Consider the following 20,390-nt stretch of genomic DNA (forward strand, 5'->3'; position numbering starts at 1 on the left):
CTGAGAATACAGCTATACCTGATGAGCAAAACAACAAGAGACCCGTCATTGATCCAGGCACTTGTCCCTGTCATCTTCCTTATATTTTTCCTCACACTCAACGTCTATTTTTTTGGTGATGACACCCTCTCAGGGGCAAACCAGATAGCCCTCCTGCTTGCTGCTGCAATTGGCGGAGGCATAGCTGTTTACCTGGGTCATGACTGGTATGATGTACGGAAAAAGATTGTTCAGAGTATCGGATCGGCAATGCCCTCTATGCTGATTCTCCTGCTCATAGGGTCACTGGCGGGAACGTGGCTTCTCAGCGGTGTTGTTCCTGCAATGATCTATTACGGACTGCAGATATTAAACCCCACCATATTCCTGCTTGCCTGTGTAGTGGTATCTGCACTTGTTTCGGTGGCAACCGGCAGTTCATGGTCAACTGTTGCAACCATAGGGATAGCCCTGCTCGGTATAGGTAATGCAATGGGGTTCAATGAGGGTATGGTTGCCGGAGCCATTATATCAGGCGCATATTTCGGCGATAAGATGTCGCCGCTGTCCGATACCACCAACCTTGCCCCGGCAATGGCAGGGACCGATCTTTTCACGCACATCCGCTATATGACCCTTACAACCGGGCCCTCAATTATCATCACCCTGATACTGTTTATGGTGATCGGCTTCTTTTTCAGTCCCCATGGAGATGGTGCCAGTGTCCGGTCCACCCTTGAAGCTATTGAGAGCAGCTTCACCATTACACCGCTTTTGTTCATCGTACCAGCTGTTCTGGTAACGATAATAGTAAACAAGGTCCCTCCCCTTCCCTCCCTTCTGGCCGGCACGCTTCTGGGTGCAGTTTTTGCGGTCATTTTTCAGCCACAGGTAGTGGAGCAGATCTCGGGAGTTACCGGCAACTACCTGAACGCCTCATATATTGCGGTAATGAAAAGCATGTTCGGGAGGATCGCGGTAATCACACCCGACCCGCAGGTTAACGACCTCCTGAGCACAGGAGGCATGGCAGGAATGCTCAATACAATATGGCTGATAATGACTGCCATGGTATTCGGAGGCGTTATGGAAGCGGCCGGTATGCTCGTAAAGATAACCAACACCCTGATGCAGTTTGCAAGATCCACAGGATCCCTTGTTGCCACAACCGTCAGCACCTGCCTGTTCTTCAATGTCACGGCATCCGACCAGTACATCTCGATAGTGGTGCCGGGAAGGATGTTCGCAAAGACGTACAGGGACAGGGGGCTTAAACCCGAGGTCCTTAGCCGTACACTGGAAGATTCGGGAACGGTAACATCGGTGCTTATACCATGGAACACCTGCGGCGCCACACAATCGGCCGTTCTCGGTGTCCCCACCCTTGCTTACCTGCCATGGGCTTTCTTCAATATAATCAGCCCCTTTATGTCAATATTCATGGCTGCCTTCAATATAAAGATCAGGCGGATCGACGCTGAAAGCAGCGGCAGGAACATTGAGATGGACGATGATTAGTCCTGACCTGGATCACGGGGCCGGCTGCGGCATTGTCAGAACAAGCGGGGATATTTGACCGGATCGGACCTGTGCATCATCGCATAGGCCATTTCAAACAGGTCCTCTGCATTGGGATTGGAAAAGTAATCGCCGTCAGTTGTGTAAGCCGTTCTGTGATCTTTACCCGATAGCGTTTGCGGTTCCGCATCAAGATAATAAAAGCCTCCCCTCTCTTCAATTATTTGCTGCATCATATATGCAGTGCCGCCTCCGGGAACGTCCTCATCGAAAAAGATTATCCTGCCGGTTTTCTTTAATGATTCGAGTATCAAATCCGGCCTGTCAAACGGGAGCAATGTCTGAACATCTATAAGCTCTGCCGAAATATCAAAATCCCTGAGCTGGCCAGCCGCCTCAAGGGCAATCCTGACGCAGGAGCCGTAGGTCACTATGGTAATATCTTCGCCATCACACAAGATCTCCGGCACCCCCAGGGGAATGCTGAATTCGCCTAAATTGTCAGGCCTTCTCTCCCTGAGCCGGTATCCGTTAAGGGGTTCAATGACAATTGCAGGGTCTTCCCCTTTAAGCAGGGTATTGTAAAAACCCGTGGCCTGGGTCATGTTTCTGGGAACGCACACATATACGCCCCTTATCGAATTAATTATCATGCTTACCGGCGATCCGGCATGCCAGATACCTTCAAGTCTGTGACCGCGTGTAACAACTATCACCGGGGCCGTTTGCCCCCCTCTTGTCCGGTAATGCGTGGTAGCGAGGTCATCGCTGAAGGTCTGCAACGCATAAAGCAGGTAATCAAGATACTGTATCTCAGCAACAGGCCTTAGTCCCCTGAGTGCCATGCCAATGCCCTGTCCGAGAATTGTCGTCTCCCTGATGCCCGTGTCGGCAACACGAAGTCCGCCATACTTTTTCTGCAATCCTTCATATGACTGGTTCACTCCTCCTATATTCCCTGTATCCTCACCAAAAATAAAAATCCGGGGATCCTTTGCAAGTGCGGCATCCCAGAAATCCCTCAGCACTTCGCGCCCGGGGAGCTCCGGAGAGCCTTCACTGAAAACGGCAGGGACACCCTCAACATTCAGTGCTGAGAATTGCGACTCATTATAGAGATGTGTGTTGTACCTTTCGGCATTGTCCTCACCGTTCCGCTTCAGCCAGTTGGTCAGGTCAGCCTGCAACTTTTCCCTGATCTCGCAATCGGCGCATACATGACGCAGAATCTTTCTGGCAGCACTTATATTGTCCTTCCTTATAGGAGCAATTATCTTTCTCAGTTCACCCGTTATTGTTCCCGGCTTGTCGTAGCTCTCCCGTTTGCACAGGCAACTGCGGTTGTCAATGATCTTTACCAGGGCATCCCTTTCAACAAGCATCGGCCTGGTATATTCCTTCCATGCATCCCTTTTTGCATCCCTAACCTCCTCCTGCATTCTGGCATCAATACCGTCAAGTTCCTCTTCTGTTGCAATTTCTGACGACACTATCCATTCCCGCATTTTTCTTATCGGATCGAAATTCTTTTCCCATTCAAGCCTTTCGGCAGATTTATACCTTTCATGAGAACCCGATGTGGAATGGCCAAGCGGTTGCGTCATCTCATCAATATGGAAGACAACGGGCACATGCTCACGCCTGCAGATATCAACCCCCTCGGCAAAGATCCGGCACAGCTCAGGGTAATCCCAGCCCCTGCCCTTCATGATCACTATTCCCTTATCTGACCCTGCACGTTCAAACCCCTTCAGGGCCTCAGATATGCTCCCCCTGGCGGTCTGGTACTCCCTGGGAACCGATATGCCGTAACCGTCATCCCAGACGGCCAGGGCGACGGGAACCTGCAATACGGCGGCAGCATTGATAGTTTCCCAGAAATGTCCTTCCGAAGTGCTTGCATCACCAATGGTGCCGAATGCCACCTCGCTGCCTTTGCTAGTCAGACTTGTAAGACGGTGCAGGTCAGTTATGTTTCTGAAAAGAACTGAAGCATACGCCAGGCCCAGCAGCCTGGGCATTTGTCCGGCTGTGGGCGATATATCGGCCGATGAGTTCTTTTGCTTCATCAGGTTCCGCCATGTACCATCCTCATTAAGGCTCCGGGTGGCAAAATGATTATTGAATGACCGGCCGGCATTCGAAGGATTAAGCTTCGGATCCGTATCACCGTAAAGCTGCGAAAAGAACTCCCTGGCAGTAAACAGCCCGGCTGCCATCATGAAGGTCTGGTCACGGTAATAACCCGACCGCCAGTCACCATCACTGAACTGCTTTGCAAATGCAATCTGGGCAATCTCCTTCCCGTCGCCAAAAATGCCGAACTTGGCCTTTCCGGTCAGCACCTCCTTGCGCCCTGTAATGCTGAGATTACGGCTAAGTATGGCAAGGCCGTAGTCGTCGAGCACCTCTTTCCTGAAATCGTCGAATGATAATCCGGCGTTGTGGTCATCGGGCTGTTTTTCCATCATCAGTCATTTTCGGGTTTTATGTGCATTACCTGCAAATTTAATAAGAATAATTCCAAAGGATTGTTTAAAACAACTTGTAATCCTTTGATAAACGACGGGGTTTTTTGCACAGAACCCCAATTATGTTATATTTGCAGATCCAAAGAGCAGGCTTATGACCGAATATATACTCATACTGGCAACGTCCGTCGTTCTGATGGCCATGGTATTCGCAGGAATGTCCATAAGCATGCTGATCAGAAAGAACGGCAGGTTCCCTGTCATCTCAATTGGCCGGAACAACGAGATGAAAAAGCGTGGCATAACCTGTGTGAAACATGATGAGATGTTGTGCCACGGAAACGGTAAGAACAGGGGCTCCTGCTGCTCTTAGGGCAGGAAACCGACATCCGCACAACAAAAGGTGAACCCTCCATAAGTCCGCGCCGGTCAAAATTAAACAATCTGCTCATTAAGCTGTTTAACTCCTGTAAGCCTTAATGGTAATCCTTATCAAATAACTATACTTTAAACACATGCAAGAAATTATTGGATTAGTCCTCATATCTGCCATTCTGGTGGTTTTGGCGGTAGTGCTTATGTCTGTCAGGCTGCTTTTTGTTAAAGGAGGCCGGTTCTCGGGAGGCTCATGCAGAAGCACCCCTGAGCTGGAAGGCAGGGGCATAACATGCGGATGCGGCAGTGAAGAACCCTGTAGTAAGCCGTCTGATAACAAAACATGACCCGGGCAGGCCATGTCAATTATGCCGGCCGGGCCACTTGTTCCCGGCAGGCCCCCTCACCTCCTTCACCTGCGCATCATGCCGGCTATGCCGTCGGTATATGCCACAGCGAAGACACCGTCAAGGTCATAGATAAAATAGGCTTCTATGTCGGGGTGTGAGGATGCAAAGTCCATACTCTCTTCAAGCCCCATCACCATGAAAGCTGTTGCATATGCATCTGCATCCATGCTCGTAGATGTTACAACCGTGGCGCTAAGGAGGCTATGTCTTGCCGGATAACCAGTATGAGGATCTATTGTATGGGCATACCGCTGCCCGTCCTCTACATAGAACCGCCTGTAATTTCCTGAGGTTGCCAGCGATACTCCTGTGAGATGCAAAATTTCCTGGAGCTCCCGTGAAACGGCTGCAGGATCTTCAACAGGCTTGTCAATGCCTATACGCCAGAGCTGATTGTTTCTGTTGGTACCCTTTACACGTATCTCTCCTCCCACCTCTATCATGTAATCGGTTATACCCCGGCTGTCCAGAAACTCCGCCACCACATCGACCGTATATCCCTTGGCAATTGCATTCATATCCAGCACAACACCCGGGTGGTCCTTGACAATCATGCCGTCCTCATAGCGAACCTTCTGCCAGCCTACCAGGTTGAGCAAACTATCAATCAGTTGGGGTGTAATATTTTCTCCTTCGGTAAACCCGAACCCCCATGCGTTGACAAGGGGTCCGACAGTAATATCAAAGGCGCCTCCTGTCTTTTCGGAAATCAGGGCGGCCCTGTTGAAAACGGTCAAAAAATATTCATCCGGCCGGATATCGGCATCATTTCTGTTAATGGCCGATATAACCGATTGCGGATTGTAAATTGACATCGAATAATCAATCTGCCTGAAAAGCTCCTTGATCTCATCATGGTAACACGTTGAATCGGGAGAGTTGTATGCGATCAGGTAGCTGGTTCCCTGGGTGAACCCGTCGAGATAGATAAACATCCTCTCCTGCCCTGCCTGGCAAGAGCTTAAAACCGTAATTGCAATTATAATATAAACGTACTTTTTCATCATCCCCCGAAATCATCAAGGTCAACCATCTCATCGGGAACACCGAGGTCATATAGCATTTTCAGCACTGCGTCGTTCATCATCGGAGGGCCACAGAGGTAATATTCAATCTCATCGGGATCCTCATGCTTGCTCAGGTAGTTGTCGTACACTATTTGGTGAATGAAGCCGGTAAAACCATCCCATTTATCCTCGGGCTTGGGTTCGGACAGTGCTATATGAAAATTAAAGTTCGGGAATTCCTTCTCTATTTTCCTGAACTCCTCCTCATAAAACACCTCCCTGAGCGAACGGGCCCCATACCAGTATGATACCTTACGTCCCGTCTTCACGGTATGGAACAGGTGGAATATGTGTGAACGCAGAGGTGCCATGCCTGCACCACCGCCAATATAAACCATCTCATTATCAGACTCCTTGATAAAGAAATCGCCATAAGGTCCGGAAATATTAACCTTATCGCCGGGCTTCCTTGAGAATATAAAAGATGAACAAACTCCGGGATTCACATTCATAAATGCACCCTTTGCCCTGTCCCACGGAGGTGTTGCTATACGGATATTAAGCATGATGATGTTACCCTCTGCCGGATGATTGGCCATTGAATATGCACGGTAGGTAGGTTCGGGGTTTTTCATTTTGAGGTCCCACATTTTGAACTGGTCCCATTCGTCACGAAACTCTTCCTCCACCTCAATATCGCTGAAGTCCACCTCGACTTTGGGCACATCAATCTGAATATAACCTCCTGAATTAAAATCGAGCTGCTCACCTTCCGGAAGCTTAACAACAAACTCCTTAATAAATGTCGCAACATTCCTGTTGCTGACAACCTCGCATTCCCACTTTTTGATACCAAGCACCTCCTTGGGTACCCTGAGCTGCATATCCTCCCTTATCTTGACCTGGCAGCCAAGCCTCCACTTCTCGTTCTGCTCACGGCGTGTGAAGAAATCCTTTTCGGTGGGCAGTATGGAACCGCCACCCTCTACAACCTGGCACTTGCACATCCCACAGGTGCCGCCCCCGGCACAGGCAGAAGGGAGATAGATCCCGCTCCCTGACAAGGTTGAAAGTACTGTCGCCCCGGGCTCGACTGTCAGTTCCTTCTCATCGTTTATGGTAAGCTTTACCTCACCCGATGGCGTAAGCTTTGATTTTGCAAAAAGGAGGACAGATACAAGTGTCAGGATAACGGCAAAAAATACGGCTATACTGATTACAATGACCAACCCCGGCGATGCTGTTAATATCATTTTGGTTTAATTTTTTGTTGTATTTGCAGGCCGTCCTTAAAGCTTTATACCCATAAAACTCATAAAAGCTATCCCCATAAGACCTGTTACAATAAATGTGATACCAAGTCCCCGCAGCGGACCGGGAACATTTGAATACCTTATCTTCTCACGTATCGCTGCTATACCCACAATGGCAAGGTAGAAGCCAACCCCCGAACCAAGTCCGAATGCTGAAGCTTCGGCAATATTGGCATACTCCCGCTCCTGCATAAAGAGGGACCCCCCAAGAATGGCACAGTTAACAGCAATAAGCGGAAGAAATATACCAAGGGAGGAGTACAGCGCCGGCGCAAACTTTTCAACCATCATCTCCACAAGCTGAACCATAGATGCAATAACAGCAATGAACATTATAAAACTGAGAAAGCTCAGATCCACATTGGCGAAGCCGGCACCAAGCCAGGCCAGGGCCCCGGAGCTGAGAAAATAGTTCTCGATAAGATAATTCACAGGTACTGTAATTCCAAGCACAAAGATCACCGCTATACCAAGGCCGTTAGCCGTGCTCACTGTCCGCGACACCGCGAGGTATGAACACATGCCAAGGAAATAGGCAAAAACCATGTTATCGATAAATACAGACCTGACAAATATATTGACCAATCCTTCCATGATTATGGTTTTATTATTTTGATTCAATCAGCTTCCTGTTCCTTGACCTTTGGACCCAGATGATGATACCGACAGTTATAAGGGCCATAGGGGGAAGAATCATAAAGCCGTTATTCTCATATCCTATGGTGTAGAGTCCGAGCTTTTCCATTACGGGATAGTCCCATACAGTGCCAGATCCCAGAAGCTCCCTGAAAAAAGCAACAACTATAAGTATCCAGCCATAGCCGGCCGCATTGCCCACCCCGTCAAGGAACGAGGGCCACACCCTGTTACCCAGTGCAAAAGCCTCAAGCCGGCCCATTATGATGCAGTTGGTAATTATGAGGCCGACAAATACCGACAGCTGCCGGCTTACATCATACAGAAATGCTTTTAGTACCTGGTCGACCAGGATAACAAGCGAGGCAATAACAACAAGCTGCACTATTATCCTTATTCTCTGCGGTATAGTCCTGCGAAGCACAGAAATGATCACATTTGCAGCGCCCATTACCGCAACAACTGCTACAGCAAGCACTACAGCAGGTTCCAGTTTGACCGTAACCGCAAGAGCCGAGCAGATGCCAAGAACCTGCACCGTGATCGGGTTCTCATCATTAAGCGGTGTAGTTAAAAGTTTAACATTCTTTGCCGAAAACAACGGCTCTTTATCCATACTGCTCATATCTCGCTGTTTTTCTGGTTCCTGAAATATGTCCTGTAGCTGCCAAGAACATCATAGAGCATCTCCTCAACACCCTGGCTGGTAATTGTACCTCCCGAAATACCATCCACATTATGATCTCCCGGGGGAACAGCTCCTGGCTTATTAATTCTGATTGAGACAAATTCACCGGTCTCGTCAAAAAGCTTCTTGCCCTTGAACTGGCTCTCAAACCTGGGAGTATTTATCTCTGCGCCCAGTCCGGGAGTCTCACTGTCATGGTCAAAAATCACCCCGAATATGGTATTCATATCACCCATAAGCGCAACATAGCCATATACCGGGCCCCACAAGCCCCTGCCGTGAACAGGAAATATATAATACTCACTTCCATCATCATCCTGTGCAACGAAAACCGGCAGATTACGTTCTTCAAGGGGTTTGCGCATCTCTTCCCGCATATTGACCCCGAATGCATCAATATCATCCCTCCTCTCGCCAAGATGACTTATCACATAGCTGTCAACTATGTACCTGTCATACTCCTCTTCCACATAAGAGTTCCGGTCGCGCACTTCTTGTGCCTGCTCCGCTTTCTCAACACTCCTCAGAATATCAAGCTTTTTGGCTATCTCAATGTTTAGCTCCTGGTAAGGCCTCAGAACCGTTGCAACTACAGAAAGAACGGCTGCAACAATTACCACCATCGCCGAGGAGTATAGAAAAATATATGTATTACCCTGCTTCATCGATCATTCGGTTTTAATTATTTGCATCTGCTGCTGCAGCCCTTCTGAGCCTTCGCCTGATATTGGCCTGCATTACATTATGGTCAATCAGGGGTGCAAAAACGTTCATAAACAGAATGGCCAGCATCATTCCCTCGGGATAGGCCGGATTGAGCACTCTTATAAGGATCGCCAGGAACCCTACAAGGAACCCATATATGTACTTTCCTGTTTCCGTCTGTGATGCCGTGACCGGGTCTGTAGCCATATATACCGCTCCAAATGCAAATCCTCCCATTATCAGCTGCTCCCAGGCCGGTATTTCCATGAAAGGATTTACGGCAAAAAGATTCAGTATAAATCCCATAACCAGACCCCCTGTAAATACCGACGCCATGATCTTAATGCTTCCGACACCGGTAAACCACAATATCAGGGCCCCTATCAAAATAGCAAGAGTCGATGTCTCCCCTATCGATCCGGGTATGGTTCCCAAAAACATCGCCAGGGATGAAGGTATAGCCTCTGCATTTCCAAGCGTGGCATTTGCAAGGGGAGTGGCCCCGGAGAAACCGTCCACGATCCCTTCACCTTTAAGAAGGCCGCTTATCCAGACAAAATCTCCCGACATATAGGTAGGGTATGCAAAGAATAAAAATGCCCTGGCTGTAAGCGCCGGGTTGAGTATGTTCATGCCGGTGCCTCCAAAAGCCTCCTTGCCGATTATGACTGCAAATATTGTAGCAAGAGATACCATCCACAGGGGAACATCCACGGGAACAATAAGCGGTATAAGCATTCCGGTTACAAGGAACCCTTCATTGACTTCATGGTCCCTTATCTGGGCAAATGCAAACTCCACTGCAAGACCACTTGCATATGAAACAATTACGATGGGTAATACCCTTACCAGTCCGTGCAGAAATTCATCCCAGAAACCGGCTTCGGTGCCGGTGGCAATAAAATGCTGGTATCCCACATTCCACATTCCAAACAGAAGTGCAGGCAGCATGGCAACAACAACGATTATCATTGTTCTCTTCATATCTATGCTGTCACGAATGTGCGCCCCCTTTGATGTCACCTTGTCAGGTACAAAGAGGAACGTTTCAAAGGCATCAAAAGTGGAATGAAGCATTTCAAAACGCCCGCCCTTCTGGAAATGAGGCTTAATCTTGTCAATCTGTTTCCTGAGTAACTTCACTTGCAGTCTGGTTTGTTTGTTTTATCCAAAATATCTTTGCCTAAACAGTGAGCCGCTTAGCTGGTCTCCTTTATCATAAGCTCTATCCCCCGGCGCAAAAGCGTCTGTACCTCGATCTTTGAGGTGCAGACATATTCACAGAGGGCAAGGTCCTCCTCCACCAACTCATAGATGCCAAGATTCTCCATCTTGTCAATATCCTCTACCATGATCGCCTTTACAAGTTGCTGTGGAATAATATCCATGGGCAGCACTTTTTCATACTCACCGGTAATCACATATGCACGCTCACCCCCGTTATAGTTGGTGTCATGCCTGTATTTCCTGCCAGGCATAAGCCATGAAAAGAATGTGCGCGAGGAACTGAAACGGTCAAAACCCGGTTCAGCCCAGCCCATGAACCTGTAGTGGTTACCCTCCGGTATAACTGTTACCTGTGAATCGTAAAAGCCGATGAACCCGTCTGACGGGATTCTTGATCCGGTCAGGACGTTTCCGCTAATAAAACGGTTATTACCTTCAATTAAGTTGTCACGAACAAGAATATCAACAGATGCTCCCATCACAGACCGGAAATACCGGGGCTTCACAACCTCTGAACCGGTTAGTGCCACAATGCGGGAAAAATCAACAATACCGTTCATGAAGAGCCTTCCCAGAACAAGCACATCCTGCGGATTTATATACCATACCCTGCCGTTTTTATGAACCGGATCAAGGTGATGAATATGTACACCAACATTACCTGATGGATGCGGCCCGGAAAAATAGTTCACCTCCAGGCCGTCTATACCGGCAAACACATCCGATGGAGGGTAATCTGCATTGAGGCTTAGATAAACCTTCCCTTCAGTAAGCTTCTTGATTACATCTATTCCCTTCCGGAATTCATTTCCGCTGTCCTGCATCACAAAATCATAATCAGGTGCAAGGGGTGCCGTATCAAACCCTGAAATAAATATCGAACGGGGTCTATCTCCCGGTCTGGGGATAATTCCGTAAGGCCTCTGCCGGAACATCGGCCACAGGCCACTCTTTAAAAGTAGTTTGGTAATAGCATCACGATCAAGCGAAGCGGGGTCTGCCTTCTCAAATTCCTCGTGATCCATTGAACCGCTGTGTTTGATAACAACCTCCAGAATTTTGCGTCGCTCCCCACGGTTTACGGCAACAACGCGTCCGCTTACCGGAGATGTGAACATCACATCGGGATTGTACTTGTCAAAAAACAAAGGTGTACCTGCCTTAACTTCATCATCCGGTTTCACCAGCATCTTGGGCCTGATCCCCGGAAAATCACCAGGCTTGACTGCAAACTTGTCCGGCAGCCCCGGATTGACAAGAACCTTTTCAGCTTTGCCCTTGAGAGGAATATTCAGACCTTTTCTTAACCTGATTACCTTCGACATCTTATTCTGTTGATTGTTCTTCAAAATGGAACAAATTTAGTTATTTTGCACAAACCATATCCCGGAATCATGGATTATTTATGCTCATTCCGTTCAACGGTTGCCGCTCATAACAATTTCAGGAAACAGGAAATGCATTATTGTAAATTTGATCCGGTTTTAAACCGCTCCCAAAACCGGTTGTTAATACTTTCACAATTAACGGGTGCAAAAAACGTTTACAAATTACCAAAATAACAAGATGCAATGAAAAATGTTCAGCCTGTCAGCAACCTTTTTTCAGGTCTTACTGCTTCTATTATTATAATCTCGTCATCACTGCACGCTTATGCTTCTGGTGACAGGTTCTACGAAGATCTGGTCTATAATGAGAATATCAGGACCGTCCGGATGCATGTAAGCGGCTGGGAAATGTCTTACCCGGTAATAAGATTGGGCAGCAACGAAAGACTGCACTTCAGCTTTGACGACCTTGACGGCGACGTGAAAAGTTACCAGTACAGGATCATTCACTGCAATGCGGACTGGACGCCTTCTACACTTTTTCCGTCAGATTACATGGACGGCTTTTTCGAAAACAACCTGGACAATTTCCGTTACTCCTTCAATACATTCGTACGATATACCCATTACTCGCTCGAAATACCCAATCATGATGTAAGCCTGAGGATCCCGGGCAACTATGTGATTAAGGTTTACAAAGATTTTGACGAATCCAGGACAGTACTGACAAGGAGGTTTATGGTAAGCCAGCCGCAGGTGGACATTGCTGCACGGGTTCACAGGCCGCATATGACACGTTACTATGACACGGGTCAGCAGGTCACTTTCTCAGTTCGTCACCCGGAACTCAGGATTACTGATCCCAGAACGGAACTGTTTGTGACGGTCATGCAGAACGGCAGGCAGGACAATATGACCGGTCCCCTTCAGCCAATGTACGTAAGGGACAGGGAGATCGTCTATGAGCACGAAGAAGAGCTGGTGTTCCCGGCAGGTAACGAATACCGTAACTTTGACACCAAAAGCACAAGGTACCTGACTGAATTCATAAGAAGTGTGGAATTCTCCGGGGGAATAAACCATGTTGAACTTCACCCTTCACCATCCCGCCAGTACGGGAGATATTTTGCCCATCACGATATCAACGGGCGGTTCCTTATACGAAACGAGGAAGGAAGGTCTCCCTCATATGATGCCGATTACCTGATGGTATGGTTCACCCTTCCGTGGGAAACACCCTTTGACAATGGCAATGTATATGTGCTTGGTGCACTGAGCGACTGGAACTTCTATCCATGGAACAGAATGCAATACAATTTCGATACCCGTGCCTACGAACTTGGCATGTTGCTGAAACAGGGCTACTACAATTACAAGTTCGTGTTCAGGGAATATGGACCCGGCACCGCCGATGCCACCCTGTTTGAGGGTAACTTTTTTGAAACCGAAAACGACTACCTGATCATGGTTTACCACCGTCCCCCAGGCAGCCGCTATGACCGCCTGGTGGGGACAATGCAGATCAACTCCAGGAACTGACGGCACAGATACCTCACCTTACTTCGGTGACCCTTATGGTTGTTTTTCCTGCAGTTGACTCATGTTTTATGAATGCAGCCGGCTAAGAAGGGGAGCCCAATTATCGCTACAACCCGATATCATCGCTTATCTCTTTCATGGCATTTACAGCCAGTTCGGCAAATTCAGGCAACGGAACGCCGATCTTTTCGCACTCCATGATGTGATCACGGTTTACCGAGGCAGCAAAGGCTTTTTCCTTCATTCTTTTTACCACGGACTTTGGTTTGACCGAAGCTATCTTCCGGTCGGGATAGACCAGAGCAGTGGCATAAACAAGTCCGGTAACCGTCTCTCCTGCTGCAAGGGCATGCTGGAAAAGAGTGCTCCTCTCTTTTTTTGAAGCCTTCTCGTTATGCATGGTTATCGCATCGATAATTTCAGGATCAAGACTGTAATCTTTGAGGATATTACGGGCCTCAAGTGCATGCCTTTCAGGGTCGGCATTGGTAACCTCAACATCAATATCATGCAGCAGTCCCGCAAGTCCCCATTTATCTGCATCCTCGCCCAACCTTTGAGCCAGGGCACGCATCACCGCTTCCGATGCCAGGCAGTGAATACGCATTTTCTCATCTTTTACATGCTGTTTTAGCAATTCGAATGCACTTTCCCTGTCCATAATATATTATATAATCCAACAACAGATGAATTTTAATCACGATAAAAATAGTACGTATGGACCATAAAAAAAAATTGCGTTTCTGCTTGAAGATGCAAAACTGTATATAAATTTGCGCCTTATGACATTTCATACTCACGAATTTGACAACGGGATCAGGATCATACACTTCAGGGTGCCTTCACAGGTTGCTCATTGCGGACTGTATATCAATGCGGGGTCGAGGGATGAGGAGCCAGGAGAGCATGGCATTGCACATTTCATTGAGCATCTTTTCTTTAAGGGCACCAAGAAGAGGAGAGCCCACCATATTATAAGCAGGCTTGAGGCCGTCGGAGGAGAGATAAATGCATATACAGGCAAAGAGGAGACCTGCATATATTCATCTTTTATGCGTGAAGACTTTGAAAGATCCCTGGAACTTATATGTGACATGACCTTTCATTCGGTCTTTCCTGAAAAAGAGCTTAACAGGGAAAAACAGGTCATCATAGATGAGATACTGTCATATATGGATAACCCGGCAGAGCAGATATTTGATGACTTTGAGGAGATCGTATTCTGCAATGACCCTATAGGCCGCAACATACTCGGCACTCCGAAACATCTGATGAAATTTAACAGGGATGACATTATCAGGTTTATGAATAATAACTACCGGACCGACCAGATGGTCTTCGCTTCCGTTGGCGACCATGATTTCAACTCTGTTCTCAGGTATGCCAGAAAACATCTTGAGCCGGTAACCGCAAACAGGAAAGCCAGGATCCGCCAAAAGCACAACACCTATCACCCTGCATCAAGAATACTCAGCAGGAAAACCCACCAGGTGCACTTCATTACCGGCAAACGGGCATTCAACATGTATGACGGGAAAAGGATGACGATGGTAGTGCTGAATAATATCCTGGGTGGACCCGGCATGAGTGCCAGGCTTAACCAGGCCCTCAGGGAGAGGAGCGGATTTGCATATAATGTTGAATCACACTACACCGCATGGTCCGACACTGGCATTTTCAATGTATACTTCGGATGCGACAGGGATAAAACTGACAGATGCCGGCATCTGTTAAGAAAGGAGTTCTCTGCCCTGAGAAACAAAAGGCTGAGTCCGGTTCAGCTTAACCGGGCAAAGCGGCAGCTGAAAGGACAACTGGCAATCGGCTGGGAAAGCAGGGAGAATCTTATGATGGCTATAGGCAAGAGCTACCTTCTTTTCAACCGGGTTGATACGGTGGAGGAGGTATACCGGAAAATTGATGCTGTAACTGCCATGGATATTATGGATGTTGCCAATTATATACTGGACCCGGGATCACTCTCTGAACTTGTTTACACCTGATGCCGGCTATTCTGGCAGGATTATGCTGCCACGGTGCAAAACCTGACCAATATTATATAACATTAAAAGCTGTAACCATGTCATCAGATCATGAGCAAAACAGAGAAAAATATATCATTGCCCACTCAACACCTGAAGATCCGTTGCTTTCAGGACTTAACAGGGAGACACACCTGAAGTTGCTTAACCCTGAGATGCTCTCAGGGCACTACCAGGGAAAGCTCCTTGAAATGATCAGCCTTATGATCGCCCCGTCAAGAATTCTGGAAATCGGCACCTACTCCGGGTACTCAGCCATATGCCTTGCAAGGGGACTTGGTGAAACAGGTGAGCTTCATACTATCGAGAAAAATGATGAGATAAGGGATTTTGCATTGAAATACATTAGGGAGACGGGCCTTGAGAACCGTATAATAATGCATACCGGCGACGCACTGGAAATAATTCCGTCGCTGACCGGGCCGTTTGATCTGGTTTTTATTGACGGTGACAAATCGGAATATATCCGGTATTACGACCTTGCTTTCCCGAAGGTCAGAAAAGGCGGAATAATAATTGCCGACAATGTATTATGGTACAACAAGGTTTACAAACCCGAATTCATAAATGATGAATTTACACGTTACATGTATGAGTTCAACAGGAAGATTGCAAATGACACCCGAGTTGAGAACCTGTTATTGCCTGTCAGGGACGGACTTATGATTATAAGGAAAAAATAGCCCCCGTTACCCCGGCAATAAAACTTTTTTTTGTTTTATTTGTTACTGTTAATAGTTATACACGGCGATCTAAAAAAAAACCTTCATATCCAGCCGCTACTTGCCCATTTTGTGCGTTCGTAGAACAGATAACGTTCACCCGGAACATGAATATGTGCATTTTTACAACTAAAAACATTAACAAATAAGAATATATGGCCAGCTATTCAATAAAAGACCTTGAGGAGCTTTCCGGAATAAAAGCCCATACAATAAGAATATGGGAAAAAAGGTATGGTATAGTGGTTCCGGCCCGGACAGATACAAATATCAGGCTGTACAGTGACAATGACCTTAAAAAACTTCTCAACATTTCCATACTTAACAGGTACGGATTGAAAATATCACATCTTGCCCGGATGGACGAGGAGGAGCTTAAAGATAAGGTGATTCACATATCAAGGGAATCCACAGACACCGGATTGCAAATAGAGAACCTGATTATATCAATGCTTGAACTGGATGAGTGGAAGTTCGACAAGATACTGAACGATACTATAATAAAACTAGGCTTTGAAGATACCCTGGTGCGACTAATGCATCCGTTTTTTGAAAAGATCGGGTTGCTGTGGCAAACCGGATCTATCAATCCCGCCCAGGAACACTTTGTATCAAATCTTCTCCGCCAGAAACTGATCGTTGCAATTGATGGCCAGGCGCCTGTACAACGCGACAATCCGGTCAACTTCATACTTTTTCTTCACGAAAGTGAATTTCATGAGCTGGGGCTCCTTTTCTACTCATATCTGCTGAAAAAGAACGGCATTAAGGTAATATATCTGGGACAGGCCGTTCCCTTTGATGATCTTGAGAAGATCACAAAGATCCAGAAAGCGGAGTATTTCCTCACATCCTTCACAACAGGAATTACTGAAGGAAACCTTGTAAAATATCTTCAGAACCTGTCATCGTCCTTCCCGAACCACAGGATTTTGTATACCGGACTGCAAACGGCAAAAATAAACGGGAGCCTTCCCCAAAATCTTGTCAAAATTGAATCGGTAACCCATTTCAGGCAGTACATAGGCTCAATCCGCTAGAGTATCAGCCCTCCTGGCCACTTACAAGCGCGCATTACCCATCCGGGCAAGATAATATTGCTTGCCGGTAAAACTTATATTGCCCCGGTTTCCCTTTAACAATTAGCTGATATAAGGGGCCCCTGATATACGCATGCCCAAACCTTTGTTCATTTTTTCTTGTTTTCTATTAATCATATTGTTATTTTAAATCATTCTATTTTACTTTTATGCAGTCATTTACAGCTTATTTAACATTTATTTAGACTTTTTCTTATTAAAACATTTGGACACTGTTCATTTTGTGCTTATATTTGTTAAACATTTATAACCTAAAATCTGAACAACAATGACTGCAATAGAATTCAACCATCAGCTCGTAACCCTCGAGAAAAATCTTGAAAGGTTTGCATACAGCCTTACATCCAACCATGAAGATGCAAGGGACCTTGTTCAGGAAACATTTCTAAAGGCATTAACATACAGGGAACAATTTACAGACCAGTCTAATTTAAAAGCCTGGACATTCACTATTTTGAAGAACACTTTCATAAATAATTACAGGAAGGCTGTAAAACAGAATACGACGTTTGACAACACAAAAGATTTGTACTTTCTAAATAAAGCCGGCGATTCGGCCGACTCAAAACCTGAAGGTAACATCTCACTCGAAGAGATCAACAGAAAAGTCGAAGAACTTGATGACGAGTTTAAAATCCCATTCAAAATGCATACTTCAGGCTACAAGTACAAGGAGATCGCCGAAGAGATGGATCTGAACATAGGGACCGTAAAGAGCAGAATATTCTTCAGCAGGAAAAAGCTGATGAAGGCACTCGAAGATTACAATCCCGTCAATCAATGAATTAGCATATAACTGAGTTCACTTACTGAATAATCAAGGCACATTAGTTTTTGTGCAGACATACCTTCAAGAAGCCTTTTAAAAACAGCACCCGTATCCATAAAATGGAGCGGGTGTATGATTTTGTGCCTGCAGGAAATCCTGTTTAAGGAGATTCCTCTGCACGTTCAATCCTGAGGAGATGTATAAGCGGCGTTCCATCGGTAACCTTCAGTAGAAAATATATCCTGAAATCGCCTTTTTCCGTTTCCAGGCTGCCGATGCCATATCTTGATATTTCCTTGCCGCCCTTGTGGAGATATTCAAATTTAACCGGCTTATGTTCGGAAAAGAAATCCCTGAGTATAAGTTCGGCCTGAGATTTGCTGTATACATCTTCGTGATCCGGAACAACCAGTTCAATATTATTATTGAAATGACGTGCAAGGTTCCGCGAATGTCCCTTGCTGAAAGCCTCTGCAATGCCTTCGGGAAGCTCACGCGTTACGGTTGCACCGGTTAGAAATGCAGTCAGCAGAAACAAGGTAATAACCAGGGGGGGCCTGTTTAAAGTTGACATTTCTCAAGGAATTAATCTGTTAATTAAAAAGTCATCAGACAAAGCTTGTATATTTGTAACCTTTACATAACAACAAAAAATAAGCCAATCATTCATTCTGAAATGTTAATGTGAAAAATTATTTGCAATATAATAATTTCAACCTCATTTAGAAAATGAAGATAACCCTTGTTTTTACGGGCAGGACTGAAGAAAAGTACATCAGCGAGGGTATAGATATTTATATTGACCGTCTAAAGCACTACATTCCGGTCGAAATCAAAATAGCTGAAACACCCGGCAAAAAGCGCCGCTCACGTAAAGGAAGTCTGATTATGACTGAACCGGTCCGGCAACCGGGTTCATCGTTACTGATGATACTTGACGAAAAGGGTAAAAAGTTCAACTCTGTCGAATTTTCAAAATTGATAGAATCAGCCATGACTGCGGGTTATAAAGAATTGGTCTTTTACACAGGAGGAGCCTGGGGATTTCCGGAAAAAACCTTTGAGAAGGCAGACCGGGTAATATCCCTGTCGGATATGACGTTCACACACCAGATGGTAAGGCTGATCCTGGTTGAACAGATATACAGGGCAATGACAATAATAAGGGGAGAACCCTACCATCATCAGTGACAAAAATCCGGGAAAAGTGCATAACAGATGCAAACAACGGGAAACATATTGCGAAACTACCGGCTGCTCCTCCTGGCGTTGCTGCTTATTGCCTGTGGTACTGTAATTGATATCAACAGGCACGTCCTGGATGAAAAACGGATCAATTCCAAACATTTCCAGTCAGTACTGGATGCCAAATTCAGGACGGCAACAGAAATCCTGGAAACTGCAGGGCAAAGAATGAATTCAGGCAATCCGGACCGGTTTATTAGCGAATATGCTGAAGAGTATTATGGGGTATACCGTAATGACGGGCTGGTAATACTTGGTTACAGGGAGGGAAATCTTGTTTTCTGGAACAGCAATGTCCTTCCTGTTGACCTTAACCGGGTACCCGAATGGAAGCAGAATGAGCTGGTTAATCCAGGAAACGGCTGGTATGTGGTGATCAGGCATCAATTGAATGACACCATCAATCTCCTGGGGCTGATATTGATCCGGCATGATTATATTTTTGAGAATGAATTCCTTGTAAATGACTTTCATGATGATTTCAGAATTTATCCCGAAGCTGAACTGAGTAAGAAAAAAGAGGACGGACATCCCGTTTATTCCCCTTCAGGAGATTTTCTGTTCTCCATTTCCCCGCCCTCCTCTCCACCTCATGCCAATACATTCGCAATCATCTCATGCTGCCTTTATTCAGCAGGCATCATATTATTATTTCTCTTTCTCCACAAAAGCTTCAGCCGCAGGAGATCAGTTTCAAATGCATCAAAAAACTCGTTGCTTTTGCTGACCATAATTGTTTTAGTGACACTGAGACTTGGAATGCTTGAAACGGGATTTCCGCAACTCTTCAGGGAGTTCTCAATCTTTCAGCCCCACCTGTATGCAAAGTCTTCCCTGTTTCCTTCCCTTGGAGATCTTCTGGTGAATACTGCCCTGATATTTTTTATATCTATTTTCTTTACTTCTCATTTCAGTATTATTGACAGGGAAACCAGACCATCCAGAGCCAGGAGCCTGACGTGGGTTATTGCCCTCTCCCTGTTTCTTTCAGGATTCATGTTTCTTTTTCATTACATATTTTCCGGACTTATATTTAATTCAAACATTCAGCTTGAGGTCCATAATTTCTTCTATCTTAACCGTTACAGCCTGGTCGCATACCTTACACTTGCAATGCTTCTGGGTTCATTGGTTTTGTTTACTGACAAGGTCGTTTTTCTTGCATCAACACTTGTAGGATTCAAGACATTCCTGGCAATATTTCTGATGTCATTTGCCGGGGGGTTTGTCGTCTACAGGATGCTTGGCGGGCAGACAAACACATATGCGTTGTCATTTTTTATTGTACTATCCCTCAGCATGACAGGCATACGATA

General features: G+C 46.2%; 19 protein-coding genes. 9 read left to right on the forward strand and 10 right to left on the reverse strand.

The window, feature by feature from the left end; all coding sequences use genetic code 11:
* Window positions 1–21 precede the first annotated feature (21 nt).
* Window positions 22–1,497, forward strand: coding sequence for a Na+/H+ antiporter NhaC (nhaC, locus tag EA408_03720; protein ID TVR73950.1), 1,476 nt, complete (start codon window positions 22–24; stop codon window positions 1,495–1,497).
* A 35-nt stretch (window positions 1,498–1,532) separates the two neighbouring features.
* On the opposite strand, the gene EA408_03725 is transcribed toward nhaC, so the two are convergent.
* Window positions 1,533–3,965: a transketolase gene (locus EA408_03725; protein ID TVR73968.1), complete on the reverse strand. Its 2,433-nt coding sequence runs from the start codon at window positions 3,963–3,965 to the stop codon at window positions 1,533–1,535.
* Between the two features lie 157 nt (window positions 3,966–4,122).
* Here EA408_03725 and EA408_03730 point away from each other — a divergent pair, with 157 nt between their 5' ends.
* Window positions 4,123–4,341, forward strand: coding sequence for a hypothetical protein (locus EA408_03730; GenBank protein ID TVR73951.1), 219 nt, complete (start codon window positions 4,123–4,125; stop codon window positions 4,339–4,341).
* 414 nt (window positions 4,342–4,755) lie between these two features.
* On the opposite strand, the gene EA408_03735 is transcribed toward EA408_03730, so the two are convergent.
* Genes EA408_03735 through EA408_03765 form a run of 7 tightly spaced genes read right to left on the reverse strand, consistent with a single transcriptional unit; the run spans window position 4,756 to window position 11,654 of the window.
* Window positions 4,756–5,757 (reverse strand): FAD:protein FMN transferase, encoded by a 1,002-nt coding sequence (locus EA408_03735; GenBank protein ID TVR73969.1) that lies wholly within the window; start codon window positions 5,755–5,757, stop codon window positions 4,756–4,758.
* The gene (locus EA408_03740; GenBank protein TVR73952.1) at window positions 5,757–7,013 is read right to left on the reverse strand and encodes an NADH:ubiquinone reductase (Na(+)-transporting) subunit F; all 1,257 of its coding nucleotides are present in this window, start codon (window positions 7,011–7,013) and stop codon (window positions 5,757–5,759) included. The genes EA408_03735 and EA408_03740 overlap by 1 nt, the downstream gene beginning before the upstream one ends.
* A gap of 36 nt (window positions 7,014–7,049) precedes the next feature.
* The gene (gene nqrE, locus EA408_03745) at window positions 7,050–7,667 is read right to left on the reverse strand and encodes an NADH:ubiquinone reductase (Na(+)-transporting) subunit E (GenBank protein TVR73953.1); all 618 of its coding nucleotides are present in this window, start codon (window positions 7,665–7,667) and stop codon (window positions 7,050–7,052) included.
* A 13-nt stretch (window positions 7,668–7,680) separates the two neighbouring features.
* Complete coding sequence (locus EA408_03750; GenBank protein ID TVR73954.1) at window positions 7,681–8,334, reverse strand: NADH:ubiquinone reductase (Na(+)-transporting) subunit D; 654 nt, start codon at window positions 8,332–8,334, stop codon at window positions 7,681–7,683.
* The gene (nqrC, locus tag EA408_03755; GenBank protein TVR73955.1) at window positions 8,331–9,062 is read right to left on the reverse strand and encodes an NADH:ubiquinone reductase (Na(+)-transporting) subunit C; all 732 of its coding nucleotides are present in this window, start codon (window positions 9,060–9,062) and stop codon (window positions 8,331–8,333) included. Before nqrC ends, EA408_03750 begins: the two co-directional genes overlap by 4 nt.
* Window positions 9,063–9,075: 13 nt before the next feature.
* A complete protein-coding gene (locus EA408_03760) occupies window positions 9,076–10,245 on the reverse strand; it encodes an NADH:ubiquinone reductase (Na(+)-transporting) subunit B (protein ID TVR73956.1) in 1,170 nt (389 codons plus the stop codon).
* A 56-nt stretch (window positions 10,246–10,301) separates the two neighbouring features.
* Window positions 10,302–11,654, reverse strand: coding sequence for a Na(+)-translocating NADH-quinone reductase subunit A (locus EA408_03765; protein ID TVR73957.1), 1,353 nt, complete (start codon window positions 11,652–11,654; stop codon window positions 10,302–10,304).
* A gap of 246 nt (window positions 11,655–11,900) precedes the next feature.
* Here EA408_03765 and EA408_03770 point away from each other — a divergent pair, with 246 nt between their 5' ends.
* Window positions 11,901–13,196 carry a DUF5103 domain-containing protein gene (locus EA408_03770; GenBank protein ID TVR73958.1) on the forward strand — a complete coding sequence of 432 codons (1,296 nt, stop codon included), beginning with the start codon at window positions 11,901–11,903 and terminating at the stop codon, window positions 13,194–13,196.
* A 106-nt stretch (window positions 13,197–13,302) separates the two neighbouring features.
* Here EA408_03770 and EA408_03775 read toward each other — a convergent pair whose 3' ends face one another.
* Window positions 13,303–13,857: an HDIG domain-containing protein gene (locus EA408_03775; protein ID TVR73959.1), complete on the reverse strand. Its 555-nt coding sequence runs from the start codon at window positions 13,855–13,857 to the stop codon at window positions 13,303–13,305.
* Window positions 13,858–13,978: 121 nt separating this feature from the next.
* On the opposite strand from EA408_03775, the gene EA408_03780 reads away from it, so the two are divergent.
* From EA408_03780 to EA408_03795, 4 genes are all read left to right on the forward strand, one after another.
* A complete protein-coding gene (locus tag EA408_03780; GenBank protein TVR73960.1) occupies window positions 13,979–15,199 on the forward strand; it encodes an insulinase family protein in 1,221 nt (406 codons plus the stop codon).
* Between the two features lie 77 nt (window positions 15,200–15,276).
* Window positions 15,277–15,921: an O-methyltransferase gene (locus EA408_03785; GenBank protein TVR73970.1), complete on the forward strand. Its 645-nt coding sequence runs from the start codon at window positions 15,277–15,279 to the stop codon at window positions 15,919–15,921.
* A gap of 194 nt (window positions 15,922–16,115) precedes the next feature.
* Entirely contained in the window at window positions 16,116–17,000 is an 885-nt protein-coding gene (locus tag EA408_03790; protein ID TVR73961.1) for a MerR family transcriptional regulator, read from the forward strand.
* A 328-nt stretch (window positions 17,001–17,328) separates the two neighbouring features.
* Entirely contained in the window at window positions 17,329–17,844 is a 516-nt protein-coding gene (locus EA408_03795) for an RNA polymerase sigma factor (GenBank protein TVR73962.1), read from the forward strand.
* A gap of 145 nt (window positions 17,845–17,989) precedes the next feature.
* On the opposite strand, the gene EA408_03800 is transcribed toward EA408_03795, so the two are convergent.
* Window positions 17,990–18,403 (reverse strand): DUF4783 domain-containing protein, encoded by a 414-nt coding sequence (locus EA408_03800; protein ID TVR73963.1) that lies wholly within the window; start codon window positions 18,401–18,403, stop codon window positions 17,990–17,992.
* A gap of 155 nt (window positions 18,404–18,558) precedes the next feature.
* Between EA408_03800 and EA408_03805 the strand changes: the two genes are divergently transcribed.
* Together EA408_03805 and EA408_03810 are read left to right on the forward strand one after the other, a co-directional pair.
* Window positions 18,559–19,020 (forward strand): 23S rRNA (pseudouridine(1915)-N(3))-methyltransferase RlmH, encoded by a 462-nt coding sequence (locus EA408_03805; protein ID TVR73964.1) that lies wholly within the window; start codon window positions 18,559–18,561, stop codon window positions 19,018–19,020.
* Between the two features lie 27 nt (window positions 19,021–19,047).
* A partial coding sequence (locus EA408_03810; GenBank protein TVR73965.1) for a hypothetical protein occupies window positions 19,048–20,390 on the forward strand: 1,343 nt, incomplete at its 3' end.

It is taken from the genome of Marinilabiliales bacterium (genome assembly GCA_007695015.1).
Taxonomy (GTDB): Bacteria; Bacteroidota; Bacteroidia; order Bacteroidales; family PUMT01; genus PXAP01.

Bases quoted from the DNA above. Each gene is read 5' to 3' on its own strand.
- nhaC (TVR73950.1), top strand. From the start codon at position 22: ATGAGCAAAACAACAAGAGACCCGTCATTGATCCAGGCACTTGTCCCT.
- EA408_03725 (TVR73968.1), bottom strand. From the start codon at position 3,965: ATGGAAAAACAGCCCGATGACCACAACGCCGGATTATCATTCGACGAT.
- EA408_03730 (TVR73951.1), top strand. From the start codon at position 4,123: ATGACCGAATATATACTCATACTGGCAACGTCCGTCGTTCTGATGGCC.
- EA408_03735 (TVR73969.1), bottom strand. From the start codon at position 5,757: ATGAAAAAGTACGTTTATATTATAATTGCAATTACGGTTTTAAGCTCT.
- EA408_03740 (TVR73952.1), bottom strand. From the start codon at position 7,013: ATGATATTAACAGCATCGCCGGGGTTGGTCATTGTAATCAGTATAGCC.
- nqrE (TVR73953.1), bottom strand. From the start codon at position 7,667: ATGGAAGGATTGGTCAATATATTTGTCAGGTCTGTATTTATCGATAAC.
- EA408_03750 (TVR73954.1), bottom strand. From the start codon at position 8,334: ATGAGCAGTATGGATAAAGAGCCGTTGTTTTCGGCAAAGAATGTTAAA.
- nqrC (TVR73955.1), bottom strand. From the start codon at position 9,062: ATGAAGCAGGGTAATACATATATTTTTCTATACTCCTCGGCGATGGTG.
- EA408_03765 (TVR73957.1), bottom strand. From the start codon at position 11,654: ATGTCGAAGGTAATCAGGTTAAGAAAAGGTCTGAATATTCCTCTCAAG.
- EA408_03770 (TVR73958.1), top strand. From the start codon at position 11,901: ATGAAAAATGTTCAGCCTGTCAGCAACCTTTTTTCAGGTCTTACTGCT.
- EA408_03775 (TVR73959.1), bottom strand. From the start codon at position 13,857: ATGGACAGGGAAAGTGCATTCGAATTGCTAAAACAGCATGTAAAAGAT.
- EA408_03780 (TVR73960.1), top strand. From the start codon at position 13,979: ATGACATTTCATACTCACGAATTTGACAACGGGATCAGGATCATACAC.
- EA408_03785 (TVR73970.1), top strand. From the start codon at position 15,277: ATGTCATCAGATCATGAGCAAAACAGAGAAAAATATATCATTGCCCAC.
- EA408_03790 (TVR73961.1), top strand. From the start codon at position 16,116: ATGGCCAGCTATTCAATAAAAGACCTTGAGGAGCTTTCCGGAATAAAA.
- EA408_03795 (TVR73962.1), top strand. From the start codon at position 17,329: ATGACTGCAATAGAATTCAACCATCAGCTCGTAACCCTCGAGAAAAAT.
- EA408_03800 (TVR73963.1), bottom strand. From the start codon at position 18,403: ATGTCAACTTTAAACAGGCCCCCCCTGGTTATTACCTTGTTTCTGCTG.
- EA408_03805 (TVR73964.1), top strand. From the start codon at position 18,559: ATGAAGATAACCCTTGTTTTTACGGGCAGGACTGAAGAAAAGTACATC.